Consider the following 16,292-nt stretch of genomic DNA (forward strand, 5'->3'; position numbering starts at 1 on the left):
TTTGTGCACAAACGACTTAATCCCCTCCGTCCCCTTTTTGCGATCAGCCCTTGGTGGCCTTGAACGCCACGCGTGCAGCGGCGAGGGTGGCCTCGATCACCGCATCGTCGTGCGCGCTGGACAGGAAACCGGCTTCGTACGCCGACGGCGCCAGGAACACGCCCTGGTCCAGCATCGCATGGAAGAAGCGGTTGAACGCCGGGATGTCACAGGCAGTGGCCTGCGCATAGGTCTCCACCTTCTCGCTGGTGAAGAACAGCCCGAACATCGCGCCCACGCGGGTGGTGGTCACGGCCACGCCAGCTTCGGCGGCGGCCGCTTCCAGGCCGGCACACAGGCGCGCGGTGCGCTCGGCCAGGTCGACGTGGAAGCCCGGCTGCTGGATCAGTTCCAGCATCGCCAGGCCGGCGGCCATCGCCACCGGGTTGCCGCTCAGCGTACCTGCCTGGTAGATCGGGCCGGCCGGGGCGATCTGCTGCATCAGCTCGCGGCGGCCACCGTAGGCCCCGACCGGCATGCCGCCGCCAATGATCTTGCCGAAGGTGGTCAGGTCCGGGGTGATGCCGTAGTGCGCCTGCGCACCGCCGAGGGCGACGCGGAAGCCGGTCATCACCTCGTCGAAGATCAGCAGTGCGCCATGCTTCGTGCACAGTTCGCGCAGGTGCTGCAGGTAGCCCTCGCGCGGCGGGATGCAGTTGGCGTTGCCGACCACCGGCTCGATGATCAGGCCGGCAATGTCGTCACCCTGCTGCGCGAACAGCGCAGTGGCCGCTTCGAAATCGTTGTAGGGCAGGGTCAGGGTCAGTTCGCTCAGCCCGGCCGGGACGCCCGGCGAGGTCGGCACGCCCAGGGTCAGCATGCCGCTGCCGGCCTTGACCAGGAACGAGTCGCCATGGCCGTGATAGCAGCCTTCGAACTTCACGATGCGGTTGCGGCCGGTCGCACCACGCGCCAGGCGGATCGCCGACAGCGTGGCCTCGGTGCCGGAGTTGACCATGCGCACCATCTCGCACGACGGCACCAGGCGGGTGATGGTCTCGGCCATGGTCACTTCGGCTGCGCACGGCGCGCCGAAGGACAGGCCGTTGTCGATCGCCTTCTTCACCGCCTGGCGCACGGCCGGGTGGTTGTGGCCGACGATCATCGGGCCCCAGGAACCGACGTAGTCGATGTAGCGGTTGCCGTCGACGTCGTACAGGTAGGCGCCGTCGGCGCGCTCGACGAAGAACGGTTCGCCACCGACCGATTTGAACGCGCGTACCGGCGAATTGACGCCGCCCGGCAGCAGTTGCTGGGCGCGGGAGAACAGGGCGTGGGACTGGTCGTGGTTCATGGGGCTTTCCTGGGCGTTACGCGAACTGGGCGAGGTAGGCGCGCTGGGTCGCGACCGGGTCTTCGGCGGCGAACACGCTGCTGACCACGGCGACCAGATCGGCGCCGGCGTCGATGATGGGACCGACATTGTCCGGCGTCAGGCCGCCGATCGCCACCCGCGGCACGCCCAGTGCGGCGCTTTGCCGCAGCAGGTCGGTATGCGCGCGGCTGCTGGTGACCTTGGTCGTGGTCGGGAAGAACGCGCCGAAGGCCACGTAGCTGGCGCCGGCGGCCACGGCCTTCTCTGCATTGGCCAGCTGGTCGTAGCAGGAGGCGCCGATGATGGCCTCGGCACCGAGCAGGGCGCGTGCGCTGGGGATGTCACCGTCGGTGCCGCCCAGGTGCACCCCCGCCGCGCCAACGGCTTTGGCCAGCGCCGGGTCGTCGTTGACGATCAGCGGCACGCCGTGTTCCGCGCACAGCGCCTGCAGGGCGGTGGCCTGCTCCCGCCGCAGCGCGTCACTGGCGGTCTTGTTGCGGTACTGCAGCCAGGTGGTGCCAGCGGCCAGCAGCGGCGCGGTACGGGCCAGCAGGCGTGCGGTATCGGGCTCGTCCGGGGTGATCAGGTAGACGCCGCGGGGCGCCGGGGAAGCAGAAGTCATCGATGGCTACCGGTGAGTGGACCGCAATGGGACAATGGCGGCCCGTGAATCCAGCCCTGATTATCCGATGAGCGATGCCACCCCCACCACCTTGCGCACCTGGATGTGCGTGGTCTGCGGCTTCCTGTACAACGAAGCGGACGGCCTGCCGGAGGAGGGCATCGCGCCGGGGACGCGCTGGGAGGACATTCCGGAGACCTGGACCTGCCCGGACTGCGGGGTCACCAAGGCCGATTTCGAGATGGTCGAGGTCGATTGATGAGGGTAGGTGTGGACTGTTGGTCCACACCCCGGCACCCTCAATGCAGCCGCGGCATCGGTCCGCCGAGGTCGATCAGCTTCTCGCGCAGCCACTGCGCATCACTGGCTTCCGGGTTGCGCTTCAGGTACTGCCCCAGATCGTGGCGGGCACCGGCCAGGTACTCCAGTTGCAGGTAGGCCAGGCCGCGGTCACGCAGCGCATCGTCCTGCTCCGGGGCGAGCTTCAGCAGGCGGTCGGCACTGCGCGCGGCGCGGTCCCATTCGCCGGCCTCGGCATACACGCCGTGCAGGTTGCGCAGCATGCGCATCAGGATCGCGCGCGCCGGCGCCGGGTCCAGAATCTGCGCCAGCACCTGGTCGTCGGGCATCTGCCCGCCCAGGTGTGACTTGGCGCGTTCGCGCAGTTCGTCCACGTCCAGCGGGCGACCACCATTGAACGGGTCCATCACCAGCACGCCGTCGTCCACCGGCAGGCGCACCAGGAAGTGGCCGGGGAAGGACACGCCGTCGAGCGGAATGCCCAGCCGCCGCGCGACTTCCATCTGCACCAGCGCCAGCGAGATCGGGTTGCCCAGCCGGCGCTCGAATACCTGGTTGAGGTAGCTGTTGCGCGGGTCGTAATACTCGTCGTGGTCGCCGCTGTAGCCCAGCTCGTCGAACAGGTGGCGGTTGATCGCCGCCATCTTCAATGGACTGTTGTCGATGCTCTCCACTTCCGAGCGGAGGTGGTCGACATGGCTCTGGATCAGCGCATCGTAGGTCGACGGCTGCAGATCGGGGTATTCATCGCGCGCGATCAGCAGCGCGGTCGGCAACAGTGGCAGCGCCTCGTCTTCGAGGTCGGCCAGTGCATCCCAGTCGGGGAGTGTGATCCGGTCCTGCATGGCCACAGACTGGCGTCATTCGCAGGCCGTTTCAAGCGGTGCCGCGTGAAAAATGCAGGGGTCAGATCCCTTTCGCGTGCGAAAGGGATCTGACCCCTGCAGGGTTGCCGGCCAGCGGCCGGCACTACTGCGGGTGCCGGGCGCAGCCCGGCCGTACCTTACTTTTCGATGCCCGGGCCGAATTTCAGCTCCGTGCCGTCCTTCAACTGCAGCTTCTCGGCCTGGCCGGCGTTGAGTTCCAGCACGTAGCGCGCCGGGCCACCGCTGGGGTAGGGCGGGCACATGTCGCCGGCCGAGCACGGCGGTACGTCGCGCTGCTGGCTGACCAGCCTGCGCTGGCTGTCGAAGTACAGGATGTCCAGCGCGATCCTGGTGTTCTTCATCCAGTACGCCTGCATTTCTTCGCGGTCGTGGATGAACAGCATGCCGTGGTCGGCCGCCATCTGGTCGCGGAACATTAGCCCGCGCGCGCGGGTTTCATCGTTGGTGGCCAGCTCCACCTGGTAGCGGGCGCCATCCAGCTCGACCCAATGGCGGGCCGCGTCGGTGGCACAGCCGGCCAGGGCCAGCAGCGGAAGCATCAGCAGCGAACGCAACAGCGACATGGTCAGGATCCTTCGGAAGGGTCAGAGCACGACCGGCGGCTCGCCGCCGACGATCACCACGTCGGCGCGGCGGCGCGCGAACAGGCCCACGCAGACCACGCCCGGCAGTTGGTTGAGCTCGCGCTCCAGCTTTTCCGGATCGGTGATCTGCAGGTTGTGGATGTCCAGGATCTGGTTGCCATTGTCGGTGACCACGCCTTCGCGCCAGGTCGGCTGGCCGCCGGTCATGTCGCGGATCTGCCGGGCGACCAGGCTGCGCGCCATCGGGATCACTTCCACCGGCAGCGGGAACCTGCCCAGCACCGGCACCTGCTTGCTCGGGTCGACGATGCAGATGAAGCGCTCGCTGGCCTCGGCGATGATCTTCTCGCGGGTCAGTGCGGCGCCGCCGCCCTTGATCAGGCACTTGTTCGGATCGCACTCATCGGCGCCGTCCACGTACAGCGACAGGTTGCCGCTGTGGTTCAGCTCGATCACTTCGATGCCGTGCTGCTTCAGGCGCGCGGTGCTCTGCTCGGAGCTGGACACGGCGCCCTTGATGCGGTGCTGGATGCGGGCCAGGGCATCGATGAAATAGGCCACGGTGGAACCGGTGCCGACACCGACGATCATGCCGTCTTCGACGTATTCGATGGCTTTCTCGGCGGCCAGGCGCTTGGCTTCGGACATGGGAGAACTCTCAGGCAGGGAATCAGGATTTCTTTTCCAGCGACAGCAGCAGCTTCCACTGCGCGGCGGTCACCGGGAACACCGACAGGCGGTTGCCCTTGGCAACCAGCGGGAAGCCTTCGCCCAGTTCCTCGGCGTGCAGCTTGATCTCGTCCAGCGCGATCACCTGCTTCAGCTTGCGGTCGAAGGCCACGTCCACCAGCATCCAGCGCGGGTTCTCGCGCGTGCTCTTGGGGTCGTAGTAGTCGGATTTTGGATCGAACTGGGTGTCGTCCGGATAGGCGGTGCTGGCCACCGTGGCCAGGCCGACGATGCCCGGCACCTTGGTATTGGAGTGGTAGAACAGGATGCCGTCGCCCACCTGCATGCCATCGCGCATGAAGTTGCGCGCCTGGTAGTTGCGCACCCCGTTCCAGGGTTCGACCTTGACCTTGGCCAGGTCATCGATGGAGAAGGCGTCCGGTTCGGACTTCATCAGCCAGTAGCGCTTGCGGGCGGTCATGCGTTCACGGGGGCAGCGGAGGGGAACAGGGTGCCGTCTTCGGTGCAGATCGCATCCACCGGCACGTCCCACGACGCCACCGGCAAGGACTCGACCTGCTGCACCGCGAACGCAGCACCGACCAGCCAGGGCGGCGCCGGCCGGTCATGGCGGAAGGCGAAGCTGCGATCATACCAGCCGCCCCCCATGCCCAGCCGCCGGCACTGTCCGTCGAAGCCCACCAGCGGGGCCACCACCAGCGCCATCTGCGCCGGTTCCAGCGTATCGTCCAGCGCTACGTCCGGTTCGGGAATGCCGTAGCGGTTGCTGGTCAGCGCCTGTCCCGGCCGCCACGGCGCGAAGCGCAGCACGTCGCCGGCCAGCACCGGCAGGCAGTAGGTGAGCCCTTCGGGCAGTTGCAGCTGCCAGCGGTGCAGGGCGATTTCGCCATCCAGCGCCCAGTAGCCGGCCACGGTGCCTTCGCGTGGGGCGAACGGCAGGGCGAGCAGGGCATCGGCAAGGGATTCGGCGGCAGCAATGCGCTCACCGGCGGAAAGGTCGCGGCGGCGTTGCCGCAGGTCGTGGCGCAGGGCCTGGCGCGGGTCGGTCATGGCAGCGTGCGGCAAGGATCAGCCGCCATTGTGCCGGAAAGAACAAGGGCGACGCCCGAAGACGCCGCCCTTGCTGGAATATTGCATTCTCCGCAATGTCGATGCATGCGAAACGACCTTGAACCCGGGGGCTCAAGTGGGAACGCTGGAGAACCATCGGGCTTCCCGCTACAAGGCGGACCTGCACTCCCGGCGCTGTCGCGCTCCCGGTGTCGTTCTTAAGGGACAAGGCGAATGTTTGCACATGCCGTCGAGTACCGCAGAGAACGCGTGGCCATTATAGCCAGCGTGCAGGATCTGGATAGGCCGTTCGTCGGCAACAGTCCGTGCCAATTCAGATATGCGAAAAGGGGACGGAGGGGATTAAGACGTTTCCGGCACGGATGGGGCGAATGCGCCTTAATCCCCTCCGTCCCCTTTTTCTAGGGGGTGCCGTCGATCGCGCGGTCGAGGCGCCTGTTCAGGTCGGCCAGCGTCTGCTGCAGGGCCACGGCCTGGCGGGCGTTCTCGTCGCGCAGCAGCTGCAGTTCGTGGGCCAGGTTCAGTGCGGCCAGCACGGCGACGCGGTCGACGGCGGCCATGCGGTTGCTGCCGCGGATTTCGCGCATGCGCGCATCGAGCAGGCGCGCGGCGGCCATCAGGCTGTCGCGTTCATCGCCGCCGACACCCACCGTGTATTCACGATCGAGGATGCGGACACTGACCGGTTCGGCGCTCATGTGTGCTGCTCCAGGGATTTGAGCCGGCTGATCATTGCTTCCACCCGCGAGCGTGCCTGCTCGTTCTTGGCCAGCAGCGTGGAACGCTCGGCCACCAGCTGTTCCTGCTGGTGGCGCAGGCTGCGGTTCTCCTCGGCCAGGCGCTGGTTGCGTTCGAGCAACGCTTCCACGCGGGCGGCGAAGTCCTGCAGCTGGGCAAGGGGATCGGCGGGTTCCATGCGGGCACGATAGGCAAGCCGGGCAAGGGCGGTCAAGCGTTGTCGCAGCAAGGCCTGGCGGCCGCAGAGAGGACGCCGCCGGGTTGCTACACTACGGGGTCTCACGGGCGCGCGCGTGCGCGCCCCGGGTTTCCTTCTCCGAACGAGCCGCACGATGACCGAACTTCCCTCCGTCGACGACGTTACCCGCGCCAGCCAGGAACTGGGCCTGGGCGCTACCGCTGCCGAGCTGCACGGTGCGCTGTGTGGCTGGCTGGCCGCCGGTGGCGCCCCCGGCAACGACTGGCCGGCACGGGTGCTGGCCGACGACAACCTGCCGCCGGTGGCCGCCGACAGCGTGCTGGGGCAGCTGCTGCAGGCGACCATCAAGCAGCTGGAAGACCGCGACTTCGCCTTCGAACTGCTGCTGACAGACGGCGACGACGTGTCCGCGCAGGCCGATGCCATGTTCAGCTGGACCCGCTCGTTCCTGGGTGGTTTCGGCCTGGGCAGCGGCGGCCGCCGCCCGACCTTGTCCGAAGAGGGTGAAGAAGCGCTGACCGACATGGCCAGCCTGGCACGCGCCTCCAGCGAGGATTTCGAAGCGGGTGGCGATGATGACGACGAAGCCCTGTCGGAGATCGAGGAGTTCATCCGCGTGGCGGTACTGCTGCTGCACGGTGACGTGGTGCTGGCCTCGCGCCATCGGCAGCGCCTGAACTGATGGACATCAAGCAGCGCACCGGCATCGCGGCCGGCGAATACAAGCGTCGGCGCCGCCAGCTGATGGACATGGCCGGCGAGGACGCGATCCTGGTGCTGCCGGCCGCGGCCGAGAAGGTGCGCAGCCTCGATACCCATTACCCGTTCCGCCAGGACTCGGACTTCCAGTACCTGAGCGGTTTCCCGGAGCCGGAGGCGGTATTGGTGCTGATCCCGGGCCGGCGCCACGGCGAGGCCATCCTGTTCTGCCGCGAACGTGATGCCGAGCGCGAAGCCTGGGACGGCAGCCGTGCCGGCCAGGAAGGCGCGGTGGCGCAGTACGGCATGGACGATGCGTACCCGATCGATGATCTGGACGACATCCTGCCGGGCCTGTTGGAAGGCCGTTCGCGCGTCTACTACCACTTCGGTCGCGACGCCGATTTCGACCTGAAGCTGATCGGCTGGGTCAACCGCGTGCGTTCGCAGGTGCGCCACGGCGCGCAGCCGCCGCATGAATTCCTTGAACTGGGTCATCTGCTGTACGAGCAGCGCCTGTTCAAGTCCGGCGCGGAAGTGGCGCTGATGCACCACGCTGCGCAGATCAGCGTGCGTGCACATCTGGCGGCGATGAAGGCTGCCAGGGCCGGCATCCACGAATACGAGCTGCAGGCCGAGCTGGAACGCGTGTTCCGCGCCAGCGATGCGGTGCCGGCGTATTGCAGCATCGTCGGTGCGGGCCGCAACGGTTGCATCCTGCATTACCGGGACAACAACGCGCGTTCGCGCGACGGCGAGCTGGTGCTGATCGACGCCGGTGCCGAGTACCGTGGCTACGCCAGCGACATCACCCGCACGTTTCCGGTGAATGGCCGCTTCAGCGCCGAGCAGCGTGCACTGCACGACCTGGTCGGCGATGCGCAGGCCGCCGCGCTGGCCCAGGCCAGGCCGGGCGTGCCGTACGAGGCCGGTCACCTGGCCGCGGTGCAGACCCTGACCGAGGGCCTGCTGCGGCTGGGCCTGCTGAAGGGGACGCTGGAAAAGAACCTGTCCGAAGGCCTGTACCAGCGTTTCTACCGGCACAAGACCGGGCACTGGATCGGGCTGGACGTGCACGATGTGGGCGATTACCGCCTGGCGGGCGATTCGCGGCTGCTGGAGCCGGGCATGGCATTCACCATCGAGCCGGGGCTGTACATCGGCGTGGACGATACGACGGTGGAACCGCGCTGGCGCGGCATCGGCATCCGTACCGAGGATGATGTGCTGATCACCGACGACGGTCATCGCGTGCTGACCGAAGGTCTGGCGCGCAGCGCCGACGAGATTGAAGCGGTGATGGCGGGGTAAGGGGTGTTCTGCAGGGCTTGCAGCCCTGCACCCGCAGAGGCAACAGCAAGAGCAACAGCAACAGCAACAGCAACAGCGCGCATTCCGTGGGATGGCGGGGCACTGTGGGTGTGCGGGGACGCCGTGAACCCATCCATGGGGGCTTGGTCGCGGCATCCATGCCGCTCACACCCCGCAAACCCACAGTACCCCGCCTTCGACAGGTTCACGCGGCTGTTGGCAACCGCGGTTATTGGCACGCGCGGCTGTGGGTAGGTGTCGACCTTGGTCGACACGGAGCGAGCGCAGCGAGCGACCCGCTTCTGCTTTTCTTTCTTCTTTTTCCGTGGTTGGACGCAGCAGGAAACTGTCAAAGGACGGGCGGGGTGGGTTTGCAGGACCGTTGGCGCCATGGATGGCGCCATCGAGCCCCCATGGATGGGTTTACGGCGTGTCCTGCAAACCCACCCCGCCCGGCCAAGCGCGGCCTTTGATATCAGCGCCCAACCACGAGGGGCTCAGCCGTTGGCCGCCGCAAACGCCGGCCGCGTCAGGTTGTCCGCCTCGCCCTCGGTGCACAGCACTTCGTCTTCAATGCGGATGCCACCATACGGACGGAAGAAATCCACGCGGTCCCAGTTGATCGCATCACCATGGCCGGCGTCCTTCACTTCGTTCAACAGCATGTCGATGAAGTACAGGCCCGGTTCAATGGTCACCACCGTGCCCGGTTCCAGTACGCGGGTCAGGCGCAGGTACGGGTGGCCCGCCGGGCGCTCGATGCGGCCGCCCTCGTCGCTGGCCGCGAAACCGGCCACGTCGTGCACCTGCAGGCCGATCAGGTGGCCGATGCCGTGCGGGAAGAACGCGGCGCTGACGCCGGTCTCCAGCGCGGTCTGCGGCGAGACCTTGATCACGCCGAAGTCCTTCAGCACGCCCATCAGCGAAAGATGTGCGTCCACGTGCAGCTGCCTGTAGTCGAAGCCCGGGCGCACCGCTGCGCACATCTGCTGCTGGGCGGCGTCGACGGCAGCAATCATCGCAGCGAATTCGTCGTGGCCCTGCGCGGCGTAGGTACGGGTGATGTCGCTGGCGTAGCCGTGCGCGCTGGCGCCTGCATCGATCAGGAAGCTGCGCAGCGGCTGCGGCGCCTTGCGGCCCAGCTCGGTGTAATGCAGCACGGCGGCATGTTCATTGAGCGCCACGATGTTGCCGTAGGGCAGCTCGTTGGCATCCTGGCCCACTGCCTGGCAGTACGCCATGTGGATGCTGAATTCGTCGGCGCCGTTGCGGAACGCGGCTTCGGCGGCGCGGTGGCCGCGCACGCCCAGCACCTGCGCCTGGCGCATCAGCGCGATCTCATACGGCGTCTTGCTGCCGCGGTACCATTCCAGGTAGTTCACCACCGGTGCCGGGTTGTTCGGCACGTAGCTGCCCAGCGCGCTCTGCGGCTCGCCGAGGATCGCGCAGCGCGACGGGTCGGCCGGCAGCAGGGCCAGCGCCTCTTCGGGCTTGCGGATGATGTGGATGTCGAAGTGCTCCACCCACCAGCCACTCGGTGCGTCCGGTACCACGTGCCAGTAATCAAAGGGCTGGTGGAAAATCACCGCCGGGCGCTTGCCCGGGGTGAACACGATCCAGCTGTTGGGCACCCGGGTCAGCGGCAGCCAGGCCTTGAACTGCGGATTGACCGCGTACGGGTAGTCGCGATCGTCGAACACCTGGTAGTGCAGGGTGCCGCTGGGCACGACCAGATGGTCGAAGCCGCCGCGGGCCAACGCCTGTTCGGCACGTCGGCACAGCACGGCCAGGTGGTCGGGGTACAGGGCGCCGGGGTCTTGCTGGATCATTGCGGTGGCTCGACACGGAAAACGGCCCTAGATTCTGCCGCATACCGGGAAAAACCGCTGTGCTGGAACCGGCACTCAGGCCGTCGAAACCGGTGCCTCGTCGCTGTCTTCGCCTATCCACCGGCGCAGCAGCTGCCGATGTTCGCGTGACAGGGTGAGGAAGCGGAAGCCGGTCCAGCTCTGGCCGGGCACATGCGCCGGCTCGCTCCACAGCAGGTGCACGCCCACGTCAATGGCCTCGTGGCGGCCGTCACCGATCGGCAACGGGAAGCGGAACTGGTACAGCGCGTCCTCGCGCAGCGGGGTGCTGGCCAGCATCAACATGCCAGTCTCGGAGACATTGCCGAGCCGGCCCACCACGCATTCGCGCATCTGGTCGGTGACCGGTACCAGGTCCGAGACCTGGCGACGCGGCGCGCGGCGGGTGTCCTGCGGCGGTTGCACGTTCAAACGGACGCCTCCCTGTAACGGCCGCCGGCCAGCGCACGCAGCGCACCGAGGCTGGCCTGCCATGCGCGATCGACCAGCCGCCCTTTGTCTTCGGTGACCAGCTGCGCGCGTCCGGCGCTGAGCTGCCGGGCCAGCGTATCAAGGTCGGTATCGGCGATCTTCTGCCCGCGCGGATTGACGAACAGGGCGTGGCCGGTCAGCAGGCTGTACCAGGACAGGCGCTGGCGGCGCAGGGTGCCGTCACCGTTGTCGATGTCGAACCAGCTGCCAAAGGGCAGGGTCACGAGCTGCTGGTAGGCCGCCTCTTCGGCGCTGCTGCGCGGCGTGCGCGGGGCGTCGGCGCTGCCGCTGGCAGCATGTTCGCCCAGTCGTGCACGTGCCTTCAGGCGCGCACTGAGCTCGGTGCGCGAGGTGCTTTCATCCTCGCCTCCTGGCGTGGCCAGGCGGCGCGCAACGGCGGCGGCTTCCTCGGCGTGATAGCCGACCTGCACGAGCGCCGATTCCACCTCGTTGGCCAGCACTGCATCGGTGCCACCGTTGGCATCGACGGCCTGCGCGGTCACCGCGGCGATGCGCTCGGTCTGTAGCAGGCGTTCCTGCCACTGCGGCGAATCTTCGCCATGGCGCAGGCGGGTGAGGGTGAGTGCATCGGCCCAGGCCTGGCGCAGCAGGGTCTGCACGAAGCGCGGCGGCGCCTGCGTGTCGCAGCACTGGTCGATCTGCGCATTGGCCTGGCGACGCGCCAGTTCCAGCCGTTCCTTGCCACGCGCGGCCTCGACGTGGCGGCGCTCGGCCAGTTCAGCACGATGGGCCGCCGCGCGCTGATGCTGCTGCACGTCCTCGTTGGCGGTGGCGAAGGCCTCGGGCGAGCGTGCATCCTGGCCGAGCAGACCCTGCACGCTCTGCGCCATGCGCTGCAGCAGCTGGGGATCCACATCATCGTCGCCCAGCCAGTTGGCGCCGACTTCGGCAATCTGGTTGAGCAGTTCGCGTGCAGGGTGTTCATCGCGCACGAAGAAGCCGGGGTCGGCCATCGCCGCACGCGCCAGTGGTACCTGCAGGCGCGCCAGCAGGGCGGCCGGCACCGGGTCGGGGCGCTGCTGTTGCTGCACCTGCTGCATCAGCAGGCGCAGCAGGTCGAGGTTGTCGCGGTCGTGGCTGCCCAGCTGGGCCTGCGCGCCGTGCTCGCTGCGCAGCTGGGCGACCACCGCAGCCTGCAGGTCGGCGACGCCGGTGGCCGCGCTGGACTGGGCCTGCAGTCGCGCGAGGACCGCATCGACGGCCGCACTGGGCACGGCAGCGGTGTCCGCAGGAGGGGCAGTGGCATGGCGGGCCTGCTGCAGCAATTCATGCAGCGCACTGCCGGTGGACGTGGTCACGCCAGCGGTGGCTGCGCCCGGCGTACCCGCGTCGTTGAATGCGTCCTGCACCAGGTTCGACCAGGAACCGGCCGGAGCGGAGCCGTTCCAGCCGGTCAACGGCGCGGCGGAACGCTTGGCAGGCTGGGTTGTGCGGCCGCCGCCCACCGACTGGGTGATGATCCGCCGGGTGCTCGACGAGCGTGCCAGGTACGGGGTGTAGACCAGGCCCGGCAGCACGCCATGCTGGGCCAGCAGCGCATTGGCGCGGTCCAGCACATCGCCCAGGCGTTCCAGCACCTGCCGTTCGAAGCTGCGGTACAGCGCAAGCTGCACCTCCACGCCAAGGGCGTCCTGTTCGGCGATCCGGCGCACCATCGCGCACAGGGCCTGCGGTGCCAGTGGCAGGGTGTCGGCCTCGAACGCCGGCGCCGCCGCGAGCACGCCCAGGCGCTGTCCCAGCAGGTTCAACGTATTGGTTGAACGCAGGGTCTCGCGCCGGATCATTTCGGTCAGCAGCAGGTCGCGATCCACCTCGTGCTCATCGACCAGCGACAGGCCGAGCGCGCCCGGTAGCGGCGGCGGCGAAGCAGGGGCCGCAGCGACGGTGGACGGCTCGCGCAGGCCCGCCAGCGCTTCGGCCACGGCATCGAGCATGCGGTCGGCGAAATGGCCGGCGAAGGCGTGCAGCTGGCCACGCTGGGCCATCAGGTCCGCCTGCTGCATCGGATTGCGTGCACGGTCGGCGTCGTGCAGCAGCGTCTGCTCCAGCGCTTCGACGGTCAGGATCAGGGGCGCGGCCAGCGTTTGCCGGCACAGGCCGATCAACGCACCCAGCAGTTCACGCACCCGCGATGGCAGGTCGCTGGCGGCCAGGCGTGCTTTGTCGGCAGAGGTGATGGAAAAGACAGCTGACATCGGCGAGCGGTACCCGGATTCCCGCGGATCGATCCTGTGAATCTACCGTGTCGGCCGCAGTCGGCGCTACTTTAGGCTGAACGTGTCTCACGTTCATCGGGCAGGGCCGACGGATGAACGGTAGTGCCTGCCGCTGGCCGGCAGCGCTGTCTTTACCAGAGTGCCGGCCAGCGGCCGGCACTACCCGGTATGGCGGAAGGCTTATTCCTCCAGGAACAGGCTCACCACATCGTTGGTGAACCGGCGGCCCAGCTCGGTCGGTTGCACATGACCCTCCGCCACCTCCAGCCAGCCGCGCTGGACGGCCTCGGCCAACGGAGCGTCCAGCACGCCGCGCGGCAGCCCGGTGCGCGACTCGAAATCGCGAAGGCCGAACCCTTCGTGCAGGCGCAGCAGGTTGAGCATGTACTCGAACGGCAGGCGCTCGGCTGCGATCACATCGTCACCCCCGAAAGAGGCCGGCGTGCCAGCGCTGTCCAGGTAGGCCTGCGGATGCTTCAGCTTCCAGCGGCGCAGCACGTGTTCTTCGGCGCCCGAGCTGATCTTGCCGTGCGCACCGGCACCGATGCCCAGGTAATCGCCGAAACGCCAGTAGTTCAGGTTGTGCGCGCTTTGCCGGCCGGGGCGCGCATAGGCGCTGACCTCGTACTGGCCGAAACCAGCCTGTGCCAGCAATGCCTGGCAGTGTTCCTGCATGTCCCAGGCGTTGTCTTCATCGGGAATGCCCTGCGGCGGCCGCGCGAAGAACACCGTGTTCGGTTCCAGGGTCAGCTGGTAGTGCGAGATGTGCGCCGGTTGCAGTGCAAATGCACGCTCCAGGTCGGCCTCGGCGCCGGCCAGGGTCTGTTCCGGCAGCGCATACATCAGGTCGATGTTGAAATTGTCGTAGCCCGCGTCCTGCGCCATCTTCACCGCGCGCTCGGCTTCGCCACTGTCGTGGATGCGGCCCAGGCGCTTGAGCATGGCGTCGTCGAAACTCTGGATGCCGAAGCTGAGGCGGTTCACGCCGGCCGCGCGGTAGCGGTCGAAACGGCCATGCTCGGCGGTGCCCGGGTTGGTTTCCAAGGTGATTTCGGCGTTGGGGGCAAAGCGCAGGCGCGCGCTGGCCTGCTGCAGGAAGCGGTCGATCGCTTCCGGCGGGAACAGGCTGGGCGTGCCGCCACCGAAGAACACGCTGTGCACCACCCGGCCCCAGACCAGCGGCAGGTCCTGGTCCAGGTCGCGCAGCAGTGCATCGATGTAGGCCTCGAACGGCAACTCGCCCTTGGCCTGGTGCGAATTGAAATCGCAGTACGGGCATTTGCGCACGCACCACGGCAGGTGCACGTACAGCGACAGCGGTGGCGGCACCAGCCGCGGTGCGCTGTCGTGGTCAGCGGAGCAGGCTTCGCCGGGCAGGTGGTTGCAGTGGTCGTGGGCGTGCGGCATGGGCTTCATCGGTAGTGCCGGCCGTTGGCCGGCTTCCCTGGTTCGATCAGGTCGGGCGTCAGTACAGCGTCGCCAGCTGTTGCTTGAGCTGCTGCAGGGCAACGGCACGGTGGCTGATGGCGTTCTTCAGCGCCGGCTCCATTTCCGCGGCGGTCAGGCCGTGGGTGGTGTCCAGGAACACCGGGTTGTAGCCGAAACCATTCGTGCCACGCAGCTCACGGATGATCTGCCCTTCCCAGCGGCCTTCGCAGATCAGCGGCTGCGGGTCGGTGGCGTGGCGCAGCAGCACGATCACCGCATAGAAGCGGGCACTGCGCTGGCCATCGGGAACACCGGCCATCGCGTCCAGCAGCTTGGCGTTGTTGGCAGCGGCGTTGGTCGGGTGGCCGGCATAGCGCGCGCTGTACAGGCCCGGTGCACCACCCAGGGCATCGACGATCAGGCCGGAATCATCGGCCAGCGCCGGCAGGCCGGTCGCTTCGCAGGCGGCGCGTGCCTTCAGCAGCGCGTTCTCGACGAAGGTCAGGCCGGTCTCTTCCACGTCGCCCAGGCCCAGCTCGGCGGCCGAGGTGATCTGCAGCGGCAGGTCGGCGAGGATCTCCTGCATCTCCACCAGCTTGCCGGCATTGTGGCTGGCCAATACCAGTTTCTTCATTGACGGGGCTCCAACAGGTCCCAGGTGTTGCCATACAGGTCGCGGAATACCGCGACCGTTGCATAGGGTTCTTCGCGCGGTGCTTCCAGGAACTCGACGCCGGCGGCCAGCATCGCCGCGTGGTCGCGGTGGAAGTCGTCGGTGTTGAGGAAGAAGGCAACGCGGCCACCGGTCTGGTTGCCGATGCGGCTGCGCTGTTCCTCGTCGCTGGCACGGGCCAGCAGCAGGGCGGCGGCGCTGCCGTCGGTCGGGCCGACCACCACCCAGCGCTTGTGCCCCTGGTCGATGTCTTCGAGCAATGCGAAGCCGAGCTTGTCGGTGTACCAGGCAATGGCTTCGTCATAGTCGGCAACCACCAGGGTGGTCAGGGCGATGCGCCGGTTCATGCCGACAGCGCCGCCTGCTGCGCGGCCAGCAGCTCGGCCACGCCCTTCTCGGCCAGGCCCAGCAGCGCGTCCAGTTCATCGCGACGGAAGGCGTGGCCTTCGGCGGTGCCCTGCAGCTCGATGAAGCCGCCACCGTCGTTCATCACCACGTTCATGTCAGTGTCGCAGTCGCTGTCTTCGGCGTAGTCCAGGTCCAGCACCGGGGTGCCGCGGTACACGCCCACCGACACTGCTGCAACTGCGCCCAGGACCGGGTTGCGCTTGATGTCGCCACGCTTCATCAGCACGTTCACCGCATCGACCAGGGCCACATAGGCGCCGGTGATGGCGGCGGTGCGGGTGCCACCGTCGGCCTGCAGCACGTCGCAGTCGAGGGTGATGGTGCGTTCGCCCAGCGCATTGCGGTCCACGCAGGCACGCAGGCTGCGGCCGATCAGGCGCTGGATCTCCAGCGTGCGACCGCCCTGCTTGCCACGGGCCGCTTCGCGGTCGCTGCGGGTATGGGTGGCGCGCGGCAGCATGCCGTACTCGGCGGTGACCCAGCCTTCGCCCTTGCCGCGCAGGAAGCCCGGCACGCGGTTCTCGACGCTGGCGGTGCACAGCACGCGGGTTTCGCCGAAGCACACCAGCACCGAACCTTCGGCGTGGCGGGTGAAGCCGCGTTGGATGACGACCGGGCGGAGCTGGTCGGGCTGGCGGCCGCTGGGGCGGGAGTCGGACATGGTACGGGTTCCGTAATGGCGAGGGAGTACGCCGCCACGCCCGCGGCCTTCACGGGGCGGGCAAGGGGGCTCTGGTGAGGGCGCTAGGTTA

19 protein-coding genes and 1 other RNA gene are annotated in these 16,292 nt (G+C 67.8%); 3 read left to right on the forward strand and 17 right to left on the reverse strand.

Annotated features, from left to right (window positions below; all coding sequences use genetic code 11):
* Positions 1-43: 43 nt before the first annotated feature.
* Both hemL and thiE read right to left on the reverse strand, forming a co-directional pair.
* The gene (gene hemL / locus AC5P8F_RS12115) at positions 44-1,333 is read right to left on the reverse strand and encodes a glutamate-1-semialdehyde 2,1-aminomutase (protein ID WP_346601639.1); all 1,290 of its coding nucleotides are present in this window, start codon (positions 1,331-1,333) and stop codon (positions 44-46) included.
* 16 nt (positions 1,334-1,349) lie between these two features.
* Positions 1,350-1,976, reverse strand: a complete 627-nt coding sequence (gene thiE / locus AC5P8F_RS12120) for a thiamine phosphate synthase (RefSeq protein ID WP_346601638.1) — start codon at positions 1,974-1,976, stop codon at positions 1,350-1,352.
* Between the two features lie 34 nt (positions 1,977-2,010).
* Between thiE and AC5P8F_RS12125 the strand changes: the two genes are divergently transcribed.
* Positions 2,011-2,235 (forward strand): rubredoxin, encoded by a 225-nt coding sequence (locus tag AC5P8F_RS12125; RefSeq protein WP_346601637.1) that lies wholly within the window; start codon positions 2,011-2,013, stop codon positions 2,233-2,235.
* Positions 2,236-2,275: 40 nt separating this feature from the next.
* On the opposite strand, the gene AC5P8F_RS12130 is transcribed toward AC5P8F_RS12125, so the two are convergent.
* The 8 genes from AC5P8F_RS12130 to AC5P8F_RS12165 form a co-directional block, all read right to left on the reverse strand.
* Complete coding sequence (locus AC5P8F_RS12130; RefSeq protein WP_024957828.1) at positions 2,276-3,121, reverse strand: SirB1 family protein; 846 nt, start codon at positions 3,119-3,121, stop codon at positions 2,276-2,278.
* 158 nt (positions 3,122-3,279) lie between these two features.
* Entirely contained in the window at positions 3,280-3,726 is a 447-nt protein-coding gene (locus AC5P8F_RS12135; protein WP_014648292.1) for a DUF192 domain-containing protein, read from the reverse strand.
* A 21-nt stretch (positions 3,727-3,747) separates the two neighbouring features.
* Positions 3,748-4,395, reverse strand: a complete 648-nt coding sequence (gene rpiA, locus AC5P8F_RS12140; protein ID WP_014648291.1) for a ribose-5-phosphate isomerase RpiA — start codon at positions 4,393-4,395, stop codon at positions 3,748-3,750.
* 22 nt (positions 4,396-4,417) lie between these two features.
* The gene (locus AC5P8F_RS12145; protein ID WP_014648290.1) at positions 4,418-4,897 is read right to left on the reverse strand and encodes an EVE domain-containing protein; all 480 of its coding nucleotides are present in this window, start codon (positions 4,895-4,897) and stop codon (positions 4,418-4,420) included.
* Positions 4,894-5,487, reverse strand: a complete 594-nt coding sequence (locus AC5P8F_RS12150; protein WP_134809239.1) for a 5-formyltetrahydrofolate cyclo-ligase — start codon at positions 5,485-5,487, stop codon at positions 4,894-4,896. The genes AC5P8F_RS12145 and AC5P8F_RS12150 overlap by 4 nt, the downstream gene beginning before the upstream one ends.
* Positions 5,488-5,570: 83 nt before the next feature.
* Positions 5,571-5,756: non-coding RNA, 6S RNA (gene ssrS / locus AC5P8F_RS12155), on the reverse strand.
* A 153-nt stretch (positions 5,757-5,909) separates the two neighbouring features.
* A complete protein-coding gene (locus tag AC5P8F_RS12160; RefSeq protein WP_005410899.1) occupies positions 5,910-6,206 on the reverse strand; it encodes a cell division protein ZapA in 297 nt (98 codons plus the stop codon).
* Complete coding sequence (locus AC5P8F_RS12165; protein WP_005410898.1) at positions 6,203-6,424, reverse strand: TIGR02449 family protein; 222 nt, start codon at positions 6,422-6,424, stop codon at positions 6,203-6,205. Before AC5P8F_RS12165 ends, AC5P8F_RS12160 begins: the two co-directional genes overlap by 4 nt.
* A 154-nt stretch (positions 6,425-6,578) precedes the next feature.
* Here AC5P8F_RS12165 and AC5P8F_RS12170 point away from each other — a divergent pair, with 154 nt between their 5' ends.
* Both AC5P8F_RS12170 and AC5P8F_RS12175 read left to right on the forward strand, forming a co-directional pair.
* Positions 6,579-7,127 carry a YecA/YgfB family protein gene (locus AC5P8F_RS12170; RefSeq protein ID WP_014648288.1) on the forward strand — a complete coding sequence of 183 codons (549 nt, stop codon included), beginning with the start codon at positions 6,579-6,581 and terminating at the stop codon, positions 7,125-7,127.
* A gap of 5 nt (positions 7,128-7,132) precedes the next feature.
* Complete coding sequence (locus AC5P8F_RS12175; RefSeq protein ID WP_495228313.1) at positions 7,133-8,455, forward strand: aminopeptidase P N-terminal domain-containing protein; 1,323 nt, start codon at positions 7,133-7,135, stop codon at positions 8,453-8,455.
* A 497-nt stretch (positions 8,456-8,952) separates the two neighbouring features.
* Here the strand turns inward: AC5P8F_RS12175 and pepQ are convergent, their stop codons facing one another.
* The 7 genes from pepQ to rph all read right to left on the reverse strand — a co-directional run bounded on the left by pepQ (position 8,953) and on the right by rph (position 16,201).
* Positions 8,953-10,284 (reverse strand): Xaa-Pro dipeptidase, encoded by a 1,332-nt coding sequence (gene pepQ, locus AC5P8F_RS12180; protein ID WP_495228259.1) that lies wholly within the window; start codon positions 10,282-10,284, stop codon positions 8,953-8,955.
* Positions 10,285-10,359: 75 nt separating this feature from the next.
* The gene (locus tag AC5P8F_RS12185) at positions 10,360-10,734 is read right to left on the reverse strand and encodes a PilZ domain-containing protein (protein ID WP_111206028.1); all 375 of its coding nucleotides are present in this window, start codon (positions 10,732-10,734) and stop codon (positions 10,360-10,362) included.
* Entirely contained in the window at positions 10,731-13,010 is a 2,280-nt protein-coding gene (locus AC5P8F_RS12190) for a DUF1631 family protein (protein ID WP_126411322.1), read from the reverse strand. Before AC5P8F_RS12190 ends, AC5P8F_RS12185 begins: the two co-directional genes overlap by 4 nt.
* 201 nt (positions 13,011-13,211) lie before the next feature.
* The gene (gene hemW / locus AC5P8F_RS12195; RefSeq protein ID WP_014648283.1) at positions 13,212-14,438 is read right to left on the reverse strand and encodes a radical SAM family heme chaperone HemW; all 1,227 of its coding nucleotides are present in this window, start codon (positions 14,436-14,438) and stop codon (positions 13,212-13,214) included.
* 58 nt (positions 14,439-14,496) lie between these two features.
* Positions 14,497-15,093: an RdgB/HAM1 family non-canonical purine NTP pyrophosphatase gene (gene rdgB, locus AC5P8F_RS12200; protein WP_032956061.1), complete on the reverse strand. Its 597-nt coding sequence runs from the start codon at positions 15,091-15,093 to the stop codon at positions 14,497-14,499.
* Positions 15,090-15,479: a VOC family protein gene (locus AC5P8F_RS12205; protein WP_126411321.1), complete on the reverse strand. Its 390-nt coding sequence runs from the start codon at positions 15,477-15,479 to the stop codon at positions 15,090-15,092. The genes rdgB and AC5P8F_RS12205 overlap by 4 nt, the downstream gene beginning before the upstream one ends.
* Entirely contained in the window at positions 15,476-16,201 is a 726-nt protein-coding gene (rph, locus tag AC5P8F_RS12210; RefSeq protein ID WP_014648280.1) for a ribonuclease PH, read from the reverse strand. Before rph ends, AC5P8F_RS12205 begins: the two co-directional genes overlap by 4 nt.
* Positions 16,202-16,292: the final 91 nt, after the last annotated feature.

It is taken from the genome of Stenotrophomonas sp. YJH_SMC_69 (assembly GCF_059370495.1).

Excerpts from the sequence above, each read along its gene's own strand:
- hemL (WP_346601639.1), bottom strand. The coding sequence starts at position 1,333 with ATGAACCACGACCAGTCCCACGCCCTGTTCTCCCGCGCCCAGCAACTG.
- thiE (WP_346601638.1), bottom strand. The coding sequence starts at position 1,976 with ATGACTTCTGCTTCCCCGGCGCCCCGCGGCGTCTACCTGATCACCCCG.
- AC5P8F_RS12125 (WP_346601637.1), top strand. The coding sequence starts at position 2,011 with ATGGCGGCCCGTGAATCCAGCCCTGATTATCCGATGAGCGATGCCACC.
- AC5P8F_RS12130 (WP_024957828.1), bottom strand. The coding sequence starts at position 3,121 with ATGCAGGACCGGATCACACTCCCCGACTGGGATGCACTGGCCGACCTC.
- AC5P8F_RS12135 (WP_014648292.1), bottom strand. The coding sequence starts at position 3,726 with ATGTCGCTGTTGCGTTCGCTGCTGATGCTTCCGCTGCTGGCCCTGGCC.
- rpiA (WP_014648291.1), bottom strand. The coding sequence starts at position 4,395 with ATGTCCGAAGCCAAGCGCCTGGCCGCCGAGAAAGCCATCGAATACGTC.
- AC5P8F_RS12145 (WP_014648290.1), bottom strand. The coding sequence starts at position 4,897 with ATGACCGCCCGCAAGCGCTACTGGCTGATGAAGTCCGAACCGGACGCC.
- AC5P8F_RS12150 (WP_134809239.1), bottom strand. The coding sequence starts at position 5,487 with ATGACCGACCCGCGCCAGGCCCTGCGCCACGACCTGCGGCAACGCCGC.
- AC5P8F_RS12160 (WP_005410899.1), bottom strand. The coding sequence starts at position 6,206 with ATGAGCGCCGAACCGGTCAGTGTCCGCATCCTCGATCGTGAATACACG.
- AC5P8F_RS12165 (WP_005410898.1), bottom strand. The coding sequence starts at position 6,424 with ATGGAACCCGCCGATCCCCTTGCCCAGCTGCAGGACTTCGCCGCCCGC.
- AC5P8F_RS12170 (WP_014648288.1), top strand. The coding sequence starts at position 6,579 with ATGACCGAACTTCCCTCCGTCGACGACGTTACCCGCGCCAGCCAGGAA.
- pepQ (WP_495228259.1), bottom strand. The coding sequence starts at position 10,284 with ATGATCCAGCAAGACCCCGGCGCCCTGTACCCCGACCACCTGGCCGTG.
- AC5P8F_RS12190 (WP_126411322.1), bottom strand. The coding sequence starts at position 13,010 with ATGTCAGCTGTCTTTTCCATCACCTCTGCCGACAAAGCACGCCTGGCC.
- hemW (WP_014648283.1), bottom strand. The coding sequence starts at position 14,438 with ATGCCGCACGCCCACGACCACTGCAACCACCTGCCCGGCGAAGCCTGC.
- rdgB (WP_032956061.1), bottom strand. The coding sequence starts at position 15,093 with ATGAAGAAACTGGTATTGGCCAGCCACAATGCCGGCAAGCTGGTGGAG.
- AC5P8F_RS12205 (WP_126411321.1), bottom strand. The coding sequence starts at position 15,479 with ATGAACCGGCGCATCGCCCTGACCACCCTGGTGGTTGCCGACTATGAC.
- rph (WP_014648280.1), bottom strand. The coding sequence starts at position 16,201 with ATGTCCGACTCCCGCCCCAGCGGCCGCCAGCCCGACCAGCTCCGCCCG.